The organism is Neoroseomonas marina, assembly GCF_012927745.1.
Classification (GTDB): domain Bacteria; phylum Pseudomonadota; class Alphaproteobacteria; order Acetobacterales; family Acetobacteraceae; genus Neoroseomonas; species Neoroseomonas marina.
The window spans coordinates 691,851-707,413 of sequence record NZ_JABBKX010000001.1 but is presented as its reverse complement, the minus strand read 5'-3'; the positions used below and the strand labels follow the sequence as shown (position 1 = coordinate 707,413).

The following is a 15,563-nucleotide window of genomic DNA, read 5'->3' as shown; positions in this document are numbered from 1 at the left end:
GGATGGCGCTAGCCTCGGGCGATACCCGGCAAGGATCGCCCGATGCTGCCCATTCCGAAGGACATCTACACCGAGCCCGAGGCCTCGCCCGATGCGCTCGCCAATCTCGGCCCGCTGCGCGGGCTCGCGGGGACCTGGGCGGCGGACAAGGGCATCGACATCAATCCCAAGGCCGCCGGGCCCGAGCGCCGCGTGTTCCGCGAGCATATCCGGATGGAGCCGATCGACCCGCAGACCAACGGGCCGCAGCTGTTCTACGGGCTCCGCTATCACATCCACATCAACACGCCGGACGAGCAGGTCACCTTCCACGACCAGGTCGGCTACTGGCTGTGGGAGCCGGCGACGGGGCTGATCCTGCAGAGCCTCACGATCCCGCGCGGGCAGATCGTGCTGGCCGCGGGGCAGGCGAAGGCCGGGGACAAGCGGATCTCGGTGTCGGCGACGCGCGGCGACACGCGCTACGGCATCTGCACGAACACCTTCCTCGACGAGGCGTTCCGCACCGACCGCTACAGCTGCGCCATCACCTTCAACGACGACGGCAGCTGGTCCTACGAGATCGAGACGGACCTGATGATCCGGGGTACCCAGCCCTTCAACCATCACGACACGAACACGCTGAAGCTCGTCGCGCCGCCGCAGGTGAACCCGCTGCAGGCCATCCTGAGCGGGCAGTCCGGCTGACCCGGCCTATTGGCTCGCCCAGACGATGCGGTGCATCCAGGCGATCTCGGGCAGCTCGAAGCTGTAGGACGGATGCGCGGGATTGAGGCTCGCGAGCTCGATGCGCTTGGCGGATTGGCGACGCAGTTCCTTGGCCATCACCTCGCCCTTGGCGGTGCGCACCACGACGCGATCGCCGCGGCGCACCGGCGCCGCGGGGGAGACGATGACGACGTCGCCGTCGCGGAAGACCGGCTCCATGGATTCGCCCGAGATCTCGAGCGCATAGGCGTTGGGGTCGCCGATGTCGGGCAGGGAGATCTCGTCCCAGGAGCCGCCGACGGGATAGCCGCCGTCGTCGAAATATCCGTCGCCGCCGGCCTGGGCGAGGCCGATCAGCGGGATGCGGCGGCCCGCGCCGCCGCGGCTCGAACCGCGGGTCAGGGCGGGGGCGCCGGAGACGAGGGCGGCGAAATCCTCCACGCCGCGGCCGACGGCGTCGAGCACCTTGGCGACGCTCTCGGTGGAGGGCCAGCGGGCGCGGCCGTCGGCGCCGATGCGCTTCGAGGGGTTGAAGGCCGTGGGGTCGAGCCCCGCCTTGCGCGCGAGGCCGGAGGCCGAAAGGCCATGTTCGGCCGCAAGGGCGTCGAGAGCGCGCCAGATGTCGTCGTGCCGCATTTTGGGCTGATGTTCCGTTCCGCCGGACCCAGGACGCGAATCCAGATGTCGTCCCGAGTCGTGGGCAATACATCCTAGGTCTGGTGTCGGATTGCAATAGGGACATTTTCCTTTTTTGTCTTGCCGGGCGCAACCATGGCGGTTAACGTTCTTGTATTGTTCTCCTCACAGGCGAGACCCCCATGCGCCCTGCTCCCCGCACCGCCCACGCGCCCCGCTTCGGCAGCATCGCCGCCGCGGAACCGTTCCGATCGGCCGAAGAGGCCTGGCTCTGGACCATGGCCGCCCTGATCGCCCGCCGCGACGGCGCGCGGGTCACCGCCGGCAAGGGCGAGAAGGTCCGGCCCTGCGAGCCCGACGACGTCATCAAGTGCCTGGACCGGCTGTACCGCCAGCGGCGGATCGACCTGATCCACGCCCGCGTGATGCGTGTCTGGGGGGAACGGGGCGCCGCCCCCGATCCGCGCCATGCCTCGGAACGCGCCGACCATGCCCAGTGGCGCGAGGCGATGAACCGCTTGGAATGGCCGCTGCGCGTGAAGGGGATCGTCGCATGACCCCCCGGCTGCGCCAGGCGCGGGAGGCCGGGCAGGAAGTCTGGATCGCCTTCGGCGGGGAGGCCGACCAGCCCTGGCTGCGGCTGCTGCGGCGCGGCTTCCGGCACTGCTTCGCAGCGCTGCGCGACGAGGCCGGCTGGACCGTGGTGGAACCGCTGTCCGGCCGGTTGCTGGTCGCACGCCTGACCGTGCCGGCGGCCTATGACCTGCCGGGCTTCTACGAGCGCGCGGGGCTGGTCGTGGTGGGGCCCTTCCATCCCGGACCGGCGCGCCCGGTGCGCCTGCCGGGCCTGCTGCCGATGTCTTGCGTCGGGCTCTGCCGGGCCGTGCTCGGGGCCGGGGCGCCCTTCGCCCTAACGCCCTGGGGGCTGTGCCGGCGCCTGGTGAGGATTCTTGCAGGAAATAGGAAAAAAGTCTTGACCCCGTCCGGCACCTAGGCTATCTCCCTCCTCGCCAACGGGCGAAGTGCGCCCGGAGGTCTTCCTCCCGTTCCCCCCATCGACTGCGCGGGCCCGTCCTTCCGAAGCGAAGGCCGGGCCCGCGGCTTTTTGGGGGACCGGGATCCCTTCCACCGATCGTCGAGAGGAGCCGCGCGCGCATGGGTGGCCTGTTCCGTGCCCCGAAGCCTGTCGTCATCGCGCCCCCGCCGGCCGCCGCGCCGGCCCAGGCGGCGCCCACCCCCGCCATGGCCGCCGAGGAGACCGCCGCCGCGTCCCGCACCGAGACGCGCGACCGGGCGCGCCGCGGCTTGGCCGGCACCATCGCCACCTCGGCCCGCGGCCTGCTCGGCGCCAGCGCCGACATCGCCGCGACGCGCAAGTCGCTACTCGGGGAGTGAGGGAATGACGCCGGAGGAGATCCTTGCGCGGCATGCCCGCGCGCTCGACCGCCGCCGCGCGCAGGATGCGCTGTGGCAGGATTGCTACGACCACGTGCTGCCGCCGGCGACCGGCGGGCGCGTGGCGATCTTCGACGCGACCGCCGCCGATGCGGCGGAGCAGCTCGCCGCCTCGCTGCTCGCGGAACTGACGCCGCCCTGGTCGCGCTGGTTCGGCCTTGCCCCCGCGCGGCCGGTCGAGGGCGACAACGACGCGGCCATCGCGCTCGAGGACGCGGCGGAGACGCTGCAGGGGCATTTCGACCGCTCGAACTTCGCGCTCGAGATGCACCAGGCCTTCCTCGACCTGGTGGTCGCCGGCACCGGCGTGCTGCTGGTCGAGGAAGCGCCGGTGGGCGAGGCTTCGGCGCTGCGCTTCACCGCCGTGCCGCTGCGCGAGGCGGTGCTCGAGGAAGGTCCCTCCGGGCGGCTCGACACCGTGTTCCGCGCCGCGCGGCTGGGCAGCGCGGCGCTCGCCGCGCGCTATCCCGGCGCGCCGATCGAGCCCGGCGCCGAGGAGGATGCCGAGGCGCCGCGCCATCGCGTCGTCGAGGCCGTCTGGCCCGACCGCGGCGGATACCGCTTCATGGCGGTGCTGGCCGGCGATCGCGGCCTGACCGTGCTCGCCGAGGGGCGTTTCGCCGAGAGCCCCTTCATCGCCTTCCGCTGGCTGAAGGCGCCGGGCGAGGCCTATGGCCGCGGACCGGTCGCCAAGGCGCTGCCGGACATCCGCACCGCGAACAAGGTGGTGGAGCTCGTTCTCAAGAACGCCTCCATCGCCGCGACGGGGATCTGGCAGGCCGATGACGACGGCGTGCTGAACCCGGCGACGGTGCGGCTCGAACCCGGCGCGATCATCCCGAAGGCGCCGGGGTCCTCCGGGCTGACGCCGCTCGCGGCGCCGGGGAACTTCGACGTCTCGCAGCTGGTGCTGACGGATCTGCGCGAGCGGATCCGCGGTGCGCTGCTGGCCGACCGGCTCGGGCCGCAGCGCGGCGACACCATGACGGCGACCGAGGTGCTCGAACGCTCGGCGCAGACGGCGCGGCTCCTCGGCGCGACCTATGGGCGGCTGCAGGCGGAGCTGCTGACGCCGCTTGTCGGCCGCTGCCTCGCGATCCTGCGGCGGCGCGGGGAGATCCCGCCGCTGCTACTCGACGGGCGGGAGGCGGTGCTGCGCTACCGCAGCCCGCTCGCGCAGGTGCAGGGGCGCGCCGATGCGGCGAACACGCTGCTGTTCCTGCAGGCGGTGCGCGCCATGGGGCCCGAGGCCCTCGCGCAGGTCGACCTGCCCGCCGCCGCCCGCTGGCTCGGCCGGACGCTGAGCGCGCCCGCCGAGGTCCTGAATCCCCCCGCCCAAGCCGAGAAGGAGTGAGCGCCTCATGCCCGAGGACCTGCTGCAGACTGCCCTGGCCGATGATGGCGCCGATCCCCGCGGCGCACGTCCGACCGAGGTGCCCGAGAAGTTCTGGGACGAGGAGGCCGGCGCCGTCCGCATCGACGCGCTGCTGAAATCCTATCGCGAGCTGGAGAAGCGCCTGTCCCAGCGCCTGGCGCCGCCCGCGCCTGATGCGCCGGAGGAGGATCGCATCCGCTTCCGCCGCGCGATCGGCGTGCCGGACACGCCCGAGGAGTACGCCATCGAGCCGAAGCACGAGCTGTGCTGCGCCGATGCCGGCGTGAACCAGCGCCTGCACGAGGCGGGCTTCACGCCGTCCCAGGCGCAGCTCGTCTACGACCTCGCGGCCGAGCGGCTGCTGCCGCTGATCGCCGAGGCGGCGAGCCAGTTCGAGGCCGAGCGTCAGGTCGAGAAGCTGCGCGAGCATTTCGGCGGCGAGGAGCGCTTCCGCCGCATCGCCGCGCAGGTCAGCGCCTGGGGCCGCGCGAACCTGCCCGCGCCTGTGATGGAGGCGCTGTCCACCACGGCGGAGGGCGTGATCGCATTGCACCGGATGATGGACGCGAAGGAGCCGGGCCTGGCGCATCGCGGGGAGGCGCCGTCCGCCTCCGACGAGACGGAGCTGCGGGCGATGATGCGCGACCCGCGCTACTGGCGCACGCGGGAGCCGGAGTTCGTCAAGCGCGTGACCGAGGGCTTCCGCCGGCTCGTGAGCGCGTCGTGATGCCCTCCGGCGCCGGACGACGGGCGGGCCGCAGTCGCGGGCTCGGCGCGCTGATGCGCGCCGCCTGAAGCACTGCCGGCCTTCCGGCGCGGCTCGAGTGGATCCTCCCGCCGCTCGCCGCGCCGGCGGCCCCGCGCGCCTGGCGCCGGGGCCAGAAGGGGCGGGTGGCGCGCCTGCCGAAGCGGCAGCGCCGCCCGCCCCGATCGCCTTCCGGCGCGCGCACAACCCCACCGGGGCGCGCGCGCCGCGCCGCAGCCCGGCCCGCATCGCGGCCAACCGGACGCCGGCGCATCCCCCAGCAATCCGAACGACGAAAGGGACCCCGCATGTCGGGCACCATCGAGCAGGCCTTCGTGAAGCAGTTCGAGGCCGAGGTCGCCGAGGCCTACCAGCGCCAGGGCAGCAAGCTGCGCCCCACCGTGCGTTCCAAGTCGAACGTGAAGGGCGCGTCGACCATCTTCCCGCGCATCGGCAAGGGCACCGCGGCGGCCAAGGCGCGCAACGGCGTCGTGCCGGTGATGAACCTCGAATTCTCCAACGCCGAGTGCTTCCTGCAGGACTACTACGCCGGCGAGTGGATCGACCGCCTCGACGAGATCAAGACCAACATCGACGAACGCACCGTCATCGCGAATGCCGGCGCCTATGCGCTCGGCCGCAAGACGGATGAGCTGATCATCGCCGCCCTCGACACCGCGACGCAGGTGGCGACGGGGACGGGGACGGGGCTGACCGACACCGACGGCCTGACCAAGCAGAAGGTGCTGATGGCCTTCGAGATGCTCGGCGCCGCGGATGTGCCGGACGACGGCAACCGCTTCGCCGTGGTCGGCTGGAAGCAGTGGTCCGAACTGCTGCAGATCGAGGAATTCGCGTCCTCGGAATATGTCGGCGACGACGCGCTGCCGTGGAAGGGCACGCAGGCGAAGCGCTGGCTCGGCGCGACCTGGATGCCGCATTCCGGCCTGACCAAGGCGGGCGTGCTCCGCTACTGCTACTTCTACCACAAGACCGCGGTCGGCCACGCGGTGGCGAGCGAGGTCGTCACCGACATCACCTGGCACGGCGACCGCGCCGCGCACTTCGTGAACAACATGATGTCGCAGGGCGCGGTGATGATCGACGCCACCGGCGTCGTGCGGATGCGCGCCAAGGAGTGATGAGGGCGGGGGGAGAAGGGAACTTCTCCCCCCGGACCCCCCTCAACCTTCTTTGCGACATGGGAACTGACCGCCGAAGTCAGTCCCCAGAAGACAAAGAAGGTTGGGGGGCACGGGGGGAAGTTCCCTTCCCCCCGTCTTCCTTTTCCCCGTTCGTTGGAGGTCTTCCCCGATGGCGCTCTCCGCCCTCGCGCTCTGCTCGCGCGCCTTGCTCAAGATCGGCGCGCAGCCGGTCGCCTCGCTCGACGAGGGGACGGCCGAGGCCGAGGTCGCGGCCAATCTCTATCCCGGGATCCGCGACGCGCTGCTGTCGGTCTATCCCTGGTCCTTCGCGACGGCGCAGGCCGCGCTCGGGCGGCTCGCCGCCGTGCCGCGGGCCGACTTCCCGAACGCCTTCCAGCTGCCGGGCGGCTTCCTGCGCGCGCTGTCGGCCGGCGCCGCCGGGCGGGCGCGCGGCATCGTCTATCGCCTGCAGGAGGACCGGCTGTTCACCGATGCCGGGGAGGTCGCGCTGACCTACGTCTTCCGCCCCGACGAGAGCGCCTTCCCGCCCTACTTCGCCTCGGCCCTGGTCGCGCGCCTTGCGGCCGAGTTCTGCATCCCGCTGACCGAGAACTCCTCCCGCGCCGAGATGCTGCACCGCCTCGCCGAGGCCGAGCTGCGCCAGGCGCGCCAGGCCGACAGCCAGCAGGCGAGCGCGCGCGTGCTCGAGGGCTTTCCGCTAATCGACGTGCGGGGCTGAGCCATGCCCGCCGTCAAGCGTGCCAAGACATCCTTCGCCGCGGGGGAGCTCGCGCCCGAACTGCTCGGGCGCGGCGACCTGCGCGCCTTCGAGAACGGGGCGCGGCGCCTCCGCAACGTCTTCATCCAGCCGACCGGCGGCGTGACGCGACGGCCCGGGTTGCGGCACGTGACGCCGCTGCCGGGGCCTGCGCGCCTGATCGCCTTCGAATTCAACACCGAGCAGACCTACCTGATGGTCCTGACCGCGGGCACGCTGCAGGTGTTCCAGGGCGATGCCGCGGTGGCGAGCCTGGCCGGCCCCTGGACCACGGCCATGCTGCCGCAGATCGGCTTCACGCAGAGTGCGGACACGCTGCTGCTGACCCATCCCGACATGGCGCCGCAGCGCGTGACGCGCACGACCGCAGGGTGGACGATCGCGGCCTGGTCCTTCGTCGCGGAGCCCTTCTTCCGCTTCGCCGACCCGGCGATGACGCTGCAGGCGACGGCGACGAGCGGGACGGTCACGCTCTTCACCAGCGCGACCTTCTTCCAGCCCGGCCATGTCGGCGCGCGGTTGCGCATCGCGGGGAAGCGGCTGGTGGTCACGGCGCTGCAGACCGCGCAGCAGGCGAGCGCGGTGGTCGAGGACGCCCTCACCGTCGCCGGCCCCACCGCGGATTGGGACGAGGCCGCCTTCAGCGGCGCGCGCGGCTGGCCCGTGAGTTGCGGCTTCCATCAGGAACGCCTGGTCGTCGGCGGGTCGCGCGACCTGCCGAACCGGCTGTGGCTGTCGCGCACCGGGGATCTGTTCAACTTCGACGCCGGCACCGGGCTGGATGACGAGGCAATCGAGTTCGGCCTGGTCTCGGACCAGGTGAACGCGATCCGCGGCGTCTTCTCGGGGCGGCACCTGCAGGTCTTCACCTCGGGCGCGGAGTGGATGGTCACCGGCGATCCGCTGACGCCGGCCAGCATCCAGCTGAACCGGCAGACGCGCGTGGGGTCGCCGGTGGACCGGCTGATGCCGCCGGTGGACGTGGACGGATCGACCGTCTTCGTCGCGCGCAGCGGGCAAGGCGTCTACGAGTTCGCCTATACCGACGTCAGCCAGACCTACCAGGCGAACGACCTCGCCATCCTGGCGCGCCACATCGTCTCGGTGCCGGTGTCCGTCGCGTACGACCAGGGCGCGCGGCTGCTGCACCTGGTGATGGCGGACGGGTCGATCGGCACGCTGACGATCTACCGCGCCGAGCAGGTCACCGCCTGGACGCGGCAGGAGACCGACGGCGCCTTCCGCGCCGTGGCGGAAAGCGAGGGCGTCGTCTGGGCCGTGACGGAACGCGACGGCGCCTTCGCGCTCGAACGCTTCGATGCGGAACTCGGCCTCGACGCCGCGCTGACCGGAACCGCGCCGACGCCGCAGGACCAATGGAGCGGGCTCGGGCATCTCGAGGGGCGCGTCGTCGGCGTGCTCGCCGACGGTGTGCCGCGCGCGGCGGCGAGCGTGCTCGACGGCGCGGTGACGCTCGAGGACGCGGCCTCCTCCGTCCAGGTGGGCCTCGCCTACCGGCACGAGGTCGAGCCGCTCCCGCCCGACCTCATCTCCGCGGCCGGCGCGGCAACGGGGCCGCTGCGGCTCGTCGCCGTGACCTTCCGGTTGCTCGGGACGCCGGCGCTTGCCGTCGACCTCGGGCGCGGGGCGGAACCGTTGTCGTTCCGGCGGCTCGATACGCCGGTGCTGGATGCGGCGCCGCCGCCCTTCACCGGCGACGTCACGCTGCGCGGCCTCGGCTGGCGGCGCGACCGGCTGCGGCCGCTCTGGCGCATCGAGGGCGAGGTGCCGCTGCCGATGACCCTGCTTTCCGTCACCACCGAGATCAGGATGACCGATTGATGGCCCAGCTCGCCTCTCTCGCCTCGCTCGCCGGGGCGGGCCTCACCGTCTACGGCCAGGTCCGACAGGCCCAGCAGCAGAAGGTTGCCGCCCAGGTGCAGCAGGAGAACCTGCGCCAGCAGCAGGCGGCGCAGCAGCAGCAGGGCGATGCGCAACTCGCCGCCAAGGCGCGCGAGCGGCGGGACACGCTGGCGCGCACCCTGGCCTCGGCGCGCGCCAGGCTGGGCGCAGGCGGCGTGTCGCCGGACGAAGGCTCGGCGGCCGCGCTTGCCGCCGGCCTCAAGACCGACGCGGCGCAGGACACCGCCGAGGAAGCCGCGATCATGAGCGCGCGGCTTGCGGCCGGGCGGCGGTCGCTGCTCGCGCCGGATGGCAGCGTGAACGCCTTCCTGCGGGCCGGGCAGACGCTCGGCGGCACCGTGCGCAACCTGCTCGATTGAGACGCGGCGCCGCCGCCCCAACCCCAAGACACACCGAGGATCCCGATGGCCGAACACATCACGATCGGCGATGTCGCGCCGCGCGTGCAGTACGTCGCGGACGGCGTCCTGGCCGCGTTCACCTATCCCTTCCCGATCTTCGACGCGGCCGATCTCGAGATCCGCATCGACGGCGCCGTGCTGGCCGGCGGCGCGACCGTGACCGGGGCCGGCGCCTCCGAGGGCGGCAGCGTCGTCTTCGACGCGCCACCGCAGGCCGGGGCGAAGGTGACGCTGCGCCGCAGGCTCGCCATCGCGCGCACCACCGACTTCCAGAACAACGGCGTGCTGCGCGCCCGCGCGCTGAACGACGAGCTCGACTACCAGGTCGCCGCGCTGCAGCAGGTGGCCGATGACGTGGGCAGCGCGATGCGGCTCGACCCCACCGACGCAGGCGGGCTGGTGCTGCCGCTGCGCGGTGCGCGGGCCAACCGGGTGCTGGGCTTCGATTCCACCGGAGACGTGACGGTCTTCGACCGCGGTACCGGGCTGCTCGGCGTGCCCTATCCGGGCGGCGTGCCGCGCAGCGTGGAGGACAAGCTCGCCGAGCGCCTGACGGCGCGCGACTTCGGCGCGACGGGGGACGGCGTGACCGATGACGGGCCTGCGCTCGCCGCCGCGATGGCCGCCGCCGCCGCCTCGGGCAAGACGCTCGAGATCGGGGAGGGCACCTTCCGCACCACGCAGCCGCTCGTCCTCGGCGGTGGCGCCGCCGGCCTCGTGATGCGCGGGACCATCCTCTATGCCGGGCCGGACGGGCAGGCGGCGTTGACGCTGGGCGACGGCGCTGCCGCGCGCAACGCCGCCAAGCGCTACGAAGGGCTGCGCGTGCTGCGCGCCAGCATCTCCGACTGGATGAACGAGGCCGATATCGGCCTGGTGATGCGCAACCTCGATGCCTCCTTCGTCGAGATCCGCCAGGTCGAGGGCTTCACCATCGGCATCCGCACCCAGGGCGTGGAACGCGGCTTCGAGGACACGACGATCAACCTCGGCCGCATCGTGAACAACAAGATCGGCCTCGATGTCCGCACCGAGACGGCGGGCGCGTGGAACACCTCCGTGCGCTACTATGGCGGGCATTTCGCGCTGGGCTCCTCGGTCCACACGGACAAGGACCGCTACGGCGTGCGCCTGTCCGCCGCGCCCGGCGCCTATGTCGCGCACAACCGGCACCTGTTCGACGGGCCGGGCTTCGAGCTGCAGGCGAGGGACCGCCCGATTACCGGCATTCCCTTCCTGATCGAGGTGAACAGCCGGTCCGTCTGGGCCCGCGCCGTGCGCATGGAAGGGTGCAGCCCCCATGTCGCGCGCCACACCGCCGGCGCCCAGGACCATGTCTACGAGGTCGCCTGGGCGAGCCAGGGTTACCTGGTCGACATCGACTATCCGGCGAGTGCCACGCGGACCGGTTCGGTCGTGCGCGCCACGCACCAGTCGGCGGCCTTCCGCGAGGCGACGCGCGAGATCGGCGCCGTGCCGAACCTGCGCGCCGCGCGCATCCGCTGGTCGAACACGGAATGGGGCTTCGAGAAACTCGCCTGCCTGTCGTCCAACGTGTCGGGCTCGATCGCGACGCTGGCGGACTTCGCCTTCCCGGCGCTGGCGTCCTATGCCTTTACCGACAGCGGTGTGCTGCTGACCGGCGGCCGCGGCCTCGGCTTCGTGGTGGATGCGCGGGGCTGCCGCGAATTCGCCCTCGCGGTCGATGCCGATGCGCCGCGTCTGGTCGTGATGTGCTTCGACGCCAGCCGCAACCTGCTGACGGATTCCGGCACGCCGCGGGCCCGCGCTTCGGGTCAGTCGCTCACCTGGAACCCGACCGCCTATTGGTACCAGAGTGCCGCCGACATGGCGGATGCCACGCTGACCCGCCCGCAGGTGGTGCGCCTCGCGCCCGAGGTCGCCTACGCCATCATCGGCGTCGCGCGCATCGGCAGCGACTACGAGCTGCGCTCGATGCGCCTGGCCTGCGATCCGCTCTTCGCGCCGACGCTGATCTATGGTCAGCCGAACCTGCCGCATGGCACGCGGGAACTGGTGGCCGAGGCCGCCTGGGACCCGCCTTCCATCGCGGCGGGCGGGACGGCCGCGGTGAACGTCACCATCCCCGGCGCGCGGCCGGGCGACTTCGCGTCTGCGGCCTTCTCGCTCGCCACCTCGGGCCTGGTGTTCATGGCGCAGGTCGGCGCGACGGACGTCGTGACGGTCACCGCCTGGAACAAGACAGCCGTCGCCGTCGACCTCGCCGCCGGCACCGTCCGCGCGCGCGTGGTGAAGACGTGACGGGGCGCCGCGAGGTCACCCTTCGCGGTCCCGATCTCCGCTCCGCCATGGATGTCGTCATGGAGGACTACCTGCGCTTCCTCCGTGCCGGGCCCGAACCCGGGACCGGCGACGACACCAAGGCCTTCGCCGGTCATCACGCCGCCTGCCGTGCCGCCCTCGCGCATGTCGAGGCGTTGGTGAAGATCGGCCGCCTGATGGGTGCGGACGGCAGTGCGGCGGAGGACGCCGCGACCATCCTGGTGGAGGCACGCCAGGCCATCGCAGCCTTCCCTGAGGAGGACCCGCATGGGGAAGAGGAGCAATGCTGACGCAGGCTTCCTCGAATTCGTCTGGATCTGGAACCGCCGGCACCAGCACGAGACGCCGGCCGTGCACCGGCGCATCGCCCGCTGGCTCGAGGCGCGCGGCGCGGCCGGGGAGAACCGGCTGCTGCTCATGGCCTTCCGCGGCTGCGGCAAGTCGACGCTGATCGGGCTGTGGTGCGCCTGGCTGCTGGCGCGGCGGCCCGAGACGCGCATCCTCGTCCTCGCCGCCGACCAGCCGCTGGCGGTGAAGATGGTCGCCTCGGTGCGGCGGATCGTGGAGCGGCACCCGCTCTGCCGCCACCTGCTGCCGGACGCGGCGGAAACCTGGGCATCGGACCGCTTCACCGTCGCGCGGGACGGCGCGCTGCGCGATCCGTCGATGCTGGCGCAGGGCATCGGCGGAAATGTCACCGGCAGCCGCGCCGAGGTGATCGTCTGCGACGACGTCGAGGTCGCAGGCAACTGCGACACGCCGGGCAAGCGCGCCGAATTGCGGGAACGCCTGGCCGAGGCCGAGTTCATCCTGGTGCCGGGCGGCACGATCCTGTTCGTCGGCACGCCGCATTGCGAGGACAGCCTCTACCGCCACCCGAAGGAGGAGGGTGCCTTCCTGCGCGGCTACCGGCGCCTTGCCGTGCCGGTGGTGAACGCGGCGGGCCACAGCGCCTGGCCCGAGCGCTTTCCGCGCGATGTCGTCGCGTCGCTCCGCGATCGCGTCGGCCCGCTGCAGTTCCAGCGGCAGATGCTGCTGCGGCCCGTCGCGGCCGGGGCGGCGCGGCTCGATCCTGCGGCGATCGTCCGCTACGCCGAGGAACCCGACTATCGCGAGGCGCAGGGCCGCGGCGTGCTGACGCTGCTGGGCCGGCGGCTCGTCTCGGGCGGCGCCTTCTGGGATCCGGCCTATGGCAGGCCCGGATCGGGCGATGCCTCGGTGCTGGCGGCAACCTATGCGGACGGGGAGGGGCATCACTTCCTCCATCGCCTCGCCTACCTGACGCATGACCCGGCCGCGGCGGAGGACCCGGCGACACAGCAATGCCGCCGCGTCGCCGAGATCCTGCGCGAGACGCTGCTGCCGGCGGTGCGGGTGGAGACCAACGGCCTCGGCCGCTTCCTGCCCGCGCTGCTGCGACGCGAACTGTCGCGCGCCGGCGTCGCCTGCACCGTCATCGAGCACGCCAGCGTGCGCGCGAAGGAGGACCGCATCCTCGCGGCACTCGAACCCGCGCTCGCCGCGCGGCGCCTGCATGCGCATGAAAGCGTCTTCCGCACGCCCTTCGCCGGCGAGATGGCGGAATGGCGCCCCGGTGCGGCGGGGGTGCGCGACGATGCGCTCGATGCCGTGGCGGGCTGCCTGCTGGCCGAACCGGTGCGCCTGGTGCGCGGGGCGCGGCCGGTGGCGTCACCGCCCTGGCGCGGTTCCTAGGCCGCCTGCTTCTTCAGGATCTCGCTCGCATGCCGGGCGCGGCCGGCATCGGTGATCTCGAACCGGCCGTCCTCGCGCGGCCGGGCCAGGCCCATCGACGTCAGGCGGTTCAGACAGGGCCCGTCCTTGAGGCCCGGCGGCCGGCCATGCGGTCCCACCAGCGTCAGCCGGTGCAGCGCCGAACGGCAGCAGGTCTCGAGATACGGCTCATTCCACATCGCGGCGCGGGGTTCCCAGGGTCCTGGTCCGGACTCTGGGGCCCCGGCCGCCTCCCTTCAAGGTTCCAGCAGAGAGGGCAGGCGACCCAATGCCGATCCAGATCGAACCCCAATGGTGGATCTCCGCCGTGGAGGCGCCCATCGTGGCCGCGCTCTTCTGGATGATCCACGGCCTCCGGAAGGACATGCACGAGCGCATCGACCGCGGCGACCAGCGCGATTCGGACGCGCTGACCCGTACGCGGGAGGACCTCGCGCAGTTCAAGATCGAGGTGGCGCGAACCTATGTCCCGCTGTCGCTGATCCGCGACCTCGACCGCCGCATCTCCGACCACCTGATCCGCATCGAGGAGAAGATCGAGGAGGTCTCGCGCGCCGGCATCGCCGTCGCCCAGGTCGCCCGCCGGCTGGAGGACCGCGAATGAGCGCCGCGCGTCCCATCCCCGCCCGCGACGCGGCGGCCGAGATCCTCGCCCTGACCCTGTGGGGCGAGGCCGCCGACCGCCCCGTGCGCGCCATCGAGGCGCTGGCCGCCCTGGTGATGAACCGCGTCCGCGCCGGCGTGCCGCATTGGGGGCAGGGGGTGGCGGGCGTCTGCCGCGCACCCTTCCAGTTCCCGTGCTGGAACCGGAACCACCCGCGCCACGCCGCGTTGCGGGAGATCCCGCCGGGCGATGCCGCGTTCGCCATCTGCCGGCGCATCGCCGCGCGGGCGCTGGCGGGCGGGCTGCCGGACCCGACGGCCGGTGCGACGCATGTCCACGATGCCGGCGCGCTGCCGGGCTGGGCCCTGGGCCGGCCGGCGGCGGCCGAGATCGGCGGCCTCTGCTTCTATCGTGCCGAGGACCTGACCTGACGGCGCGGCCGCGCTACACGGCGCGGATGGAACCCTTCATCTACACCCTGGTGCGGGAGGCCGACTGGCGCGCCGCCGAGGCCGCCGGCATCTACGCCGGCAGCGCGGACGATGCGCGGGACGGCTTCCTGCATTTCTCCACCGCCACACAGGTGCGCGCGAGCGCGGCGAAGCACCGCGCCGGCGTGCCGGACCTGCTGCTGGTGGAAGCCGATGCGGGCCTGCTCGGCGAGGCGTTGAAATGGGAACCGGCGTCGGGCGGCAAGCGGCCCGGCCTCTTCCCGCATCTCTACGCGCCGCTGCCCCTGTCCGCCGTGCGGCGCGTCGTGGCGCTGCCGATCGACGCGGCCGGATCTCACGTGTTTCCCGACGGCTTCGCCTGAGGGCGGCTGGCGGCGCGCTGGCTCATCACCAGCGCGAAGACGACGATGACGGCGCCGCCGAGCGTCCAGCCGCTGGGCAGCACCTGCCAGATCAACAGGTCCAGCCCGACGGCGAAGACCAGCGCGCTGAACTCCAGCGGCGCCAGCCGCGCCGCGGAATCGTACCGGAAGGCGACGGCGAGGCACACGGTCGCCCCGCCGGCGAGCAGACCGTTCACGGACAGCGCCAGCAGGTCGACGACGCCCGGGCGCACCCACCCCATGGCCGCGAAAGGCGCGAGGGCCAGCAGCCCCGGCAGCGACGACCACAGGATCAGCGCCCCAGCGCCGGTTTCGTGCTTCAGCAGCCGGTTGATGGTCAGCACGGCGGCGTAGCAGACCGTCGCGAAGAAGGCCCACAGATAGGCCGCCCAGGGGCCCTCGGCCGACAATCCGGGCGCCATGGCGATGGCGACGCCGGAAAAGCCGAGCAGCGACCAGGCCCAGACCGCCGGACCCGTCCGTTCCCGCAGCACCAGCGCGGCCAGGCCGAGCGTCATGAAGGGTGCGGTGAAATAGACCAGGTAGCCCTCGGCCAGCGGGATCGTCCGCAGCGCCTGGAAGAAGCCGACGCCGGACCCGACCATGAAGGTCGCGCGCGTCAGGTGCAGGAAGGGATGCGCGGTATCGAGCCGCCCACCGAGTCCCGGGGCCACCGCGCGCCCGGCGAACAGCACCAGCAGGAGCGCCGCGTAGCGAATCGCCACGACCTGCTCGACCGGATAGGTCCCTGACAGCAGCTTCGAGTTCGCATCCAGGAGCGCGAAGAGCCCCATCGCCGCGATGATGTAGAGCGGGCCCCGCACCCTGTTCTCGTTCCACCGTGTGAGGAACGCTTCTCGCCGCGCCGGCCCTGGGCCGTCAACCGGGCTTCCGTGACGGCC

The 15,563-nt window shown here is 72.5% G+C and carries 19 protein-coding genes; 16 read left to right on the top strand and 3 right to left on the bottom strand.

The annotated features are described in order from the left end of the window. Positions 1-42: 42 nt before the first annotated feature. Complete coding sequence (locus tag GWK16_RS03445) at positions 43-687, top strand: FABP family protein (protein ID WP_170052540.1); 645 nt, start codon at positions 43-45, stop codon at positions 685-687. Positions 688-693: 6 nt separating this feature from the next. Here GWK16_RS03445 and GWK16_RS03440 read toward each other — a convergent pair whose 3' ends face one another. Further along, positions 694-1,344 carry a S24 family peptidase gene (locus GWK16_RS03440; RefSeq protein ID WP_170052539.1) on the bottom strand — a complete coding sequence of 217 codons (651 nt, stop codon included), beginning with the start codon at positions 1,342-1,344 and terminating at the stop codon, positions 694-696. Positions 1,345-1,526: 182 nt separating this feature from the next. Between GWK16_RS03440 and GWK16_RS03435 the strand changes: the two genes are divergently transcribed. The 12 genes from GWK16_RS03435 (at position 1,527) to terL (ending at position 13,183) form a co-directional block, all read left to right on the top strand. After that, positions 1,527-1,901, top strand: a complete 375-nt coding sequence (locus GWK16_RS03435; RefSeq protein ID WP_168042178.1) for a hypothetical protein — start codon at positions 1,527-1,529, stop codon at positions 1,899-1,901. Further along, positions 1,898-2,338 carry a hypothetical protein gene (locus tag GWK16_RS03430; RefSeq protein ID WP_170052538.1) on the top strand — a complete coding sequence of 147 codons (441 nt, stop codon included), beginning with the start codon at positions 1,898-1,900 and terminating at the stop codon, positions 2,336-2,338. Before GWK16_RS03435 ends, GWK16_RS03430 begins: the two co-directional genes overlap by 4 nt. 161 nt (positions 2,339-2,499) lie before the next feature. Further along, on the top strand, positions 2,500-2,739 hold the full coding sequence (locus GWK16_RS03425; protein WP_170052537.1) for a hypothetical protein: 240 nt from the start codon (positions 2,500-2,502) through the stop codon (positions 2,737-2,739). 4 nt (positions 2,740-2,743) lie between these two features. After that, positions 2,744-4,153 (top strand): portal protein, encoded by a 1,410-nt coding sequence (locus tag GWK16_RS03420; protein WP_170052536.1) that lies wholly within the window; start codon positions 2,744-2,746, stop codon positions 4,151-4,153. Positions 4,154-4,160: 7 nt separating this feature from the next. Then, on the top strand, positions 4,161-4,901 hold the full coding sequence (locus GWK16_RS03415) for a capsid assembly protein (protein WP_170052535.1): 741 nt from the start codon (positions 4,161-4,163) through the stop codon (positions 4,899-4,901). 326 nt (positions 4,902-5,227) lie between these two features. Beyond that, the gene (locus tag GWK16_RS03410; RefSeq protein ID WP_168042183.1) at positions 5,228-6,061 is read left to right on the top strand and encodes a phage capsid protein; all 834 of its coding nucleotides are present in this window, start codon (positions 5,228-5,230) and stop codon (positions 6,059-6,061) included. 172 nt (positions 6,062-6,233) lie between these two features. After that, positions 6,234-6,803, top strand: a complete 570-nt coding sequence (locus GWK16_RS03405; protein WP_170052534.1) for a hypothetical protein — start codon at positions 6,234-6,236, stop codon at positions 6,801-6,803. A gap of 3 nt (positions 6,804-6,806) precedes the next feature. Continuing rightward, positions 6,807-8,684, top strand: coding sequence for a hypothetical protein (locus GWK16_RS03400; RefSeq protein WP_170052533.1), 1,878 nt, complete (start codon positions 6,807-6,809; stop codon positions 8,682-8,684). Then, positions 8,684-9,124 carry a hypothetical protein gene (locus GWK16_RS03395; protein ID WP_170052532.1) on the top strand — a complete coding sequence of 147 codons (441 nt, stop codon included), beginning with the start codon at positions 8,684-8,686 and terminating at the stop codon, positions 9,122-9,124. Before GWK16_RS03400 ends, GWK16_RS03395 begins: the two co-directional genes overlap by 1 nt. A 45-nt stretch (positions 9,125-9,169) precedes the next feature. After that, complete coding sequence (locus tag GWK16_RS03390) at positions 9,170-11,449, top strand: glycosyl hydrolase family 28-related protein (protein WP_170052531.1); 2,280 nt, start codon at positions 9,170-9,172, stop codon at positions 11,447-11,449. Continuing rightward, positions 11,446-11,760 carry a hypothetical protein gene (locus GWK16_RS03385; RefSeq protein ID WP_338144389.1) on the top strand — a complete coding sequence of 105 codons (315 nt, stop codon included), beginning with the start codon at positions 11,446-11,448 and terminating at the stop codon, positions 11,758-11,760. The genes GWK16_RS03390 and GWK16_RS03385 overlap by 4 nt, the downstream gene beginning before the upstream one ends. Next, complete coding sequence (gene terL, locus GWK16_RS03380; RefSeq protein WP_170052530.1) at positions 11,738-13,183, top strand: phage terminase large subunit; 1,446 nt, start codon at positions 11,738-11,740, stop codon at positions 13,181-13,183. The genes GWK16_RS03385 and terL overlap by 23 nt, the downstream gene beginning before the upstream one ends. On the opposite strand, the gene GWK16_RS03375 is transcribed toward terL, so the two are convergent. After that, positions 13,180-13,401 carry a hypothetical protein gene (locus GWK16_RS03375; RefSeq protein WP_170052529.1) on the bottom strand — a complete coding sequence of 74 codons (222 nt, stop codon included), beginning with the start codon at positions 13,399-13,401 and terminating at the stop codon, positions 13,180-13,182. The genes terL and GWK16_RS03375 overlap by 4 nt on opposite strands. A gap of 89 nt (positions 13,402-13,490) precedes the next feature. On the opposite strand from GWK16_RS03375, the gene GWK16_RS03370 reads away from it, so the two are divergent. From GWK16_RS03370 to GWK16_RS03360, 3 genes are read left to right on the top strand one after another with little or no spacing between them, the layout of a single operon-like run. Then, complete coding sequence (locus GWK16_RS03370) at positions 13,491-13,826, top strand: hypothetical protein (RefSeq protein ID WP_170052528.1); 336 nt, start codon at positions 13,491-13,493, stop codon at positions 13,824-13,826. Further along, positions 13,823-14,257, top strand: a complete 435-nt coding sequence (locus GWK16_RS03365; RefSeq protein ID WP_170052527.1) for a cell wall hydrolase — start codon at positions 13,823-13,825, stop codon at positions 14,255-14,257. The genes GWK16_RS03370 and GWK16_RS03365 overlap by 4 nt, the downstream gene beginning before the upstream one ends. A gap of 26 nt (positions 14,258-14,283) precedes the next feature. After that, positions 14,284-14,640: a DUF952 domain-containing protein gene (locus tag GWK16_RS03360; protein ID WP_170052526.1), complete on the top strand. Its 357-nt coding sequence runs from the start codon at positions 14,284-14,286 to the stop codon at positions 14,638-14,640. Here GWK16_RS03360 and GWK16_RS03355 read toward each other — a convergent pair. Continuing rightward, entirely contained in the window at positions 14,613-15,485 is an 873-nt protein-coding gene (locus GWK16_RS03355; protein ID WP_338144388.1) for a DMT family transporter, read from the bottom strand. The two genes, GWK16_RS03360 and GWK16_RS03355, sit on opposite strands and share 28 nt — an antisense overlap. Between the last annotated feature and the right edge of the window lie 78 nt (positions 15,486-15,563).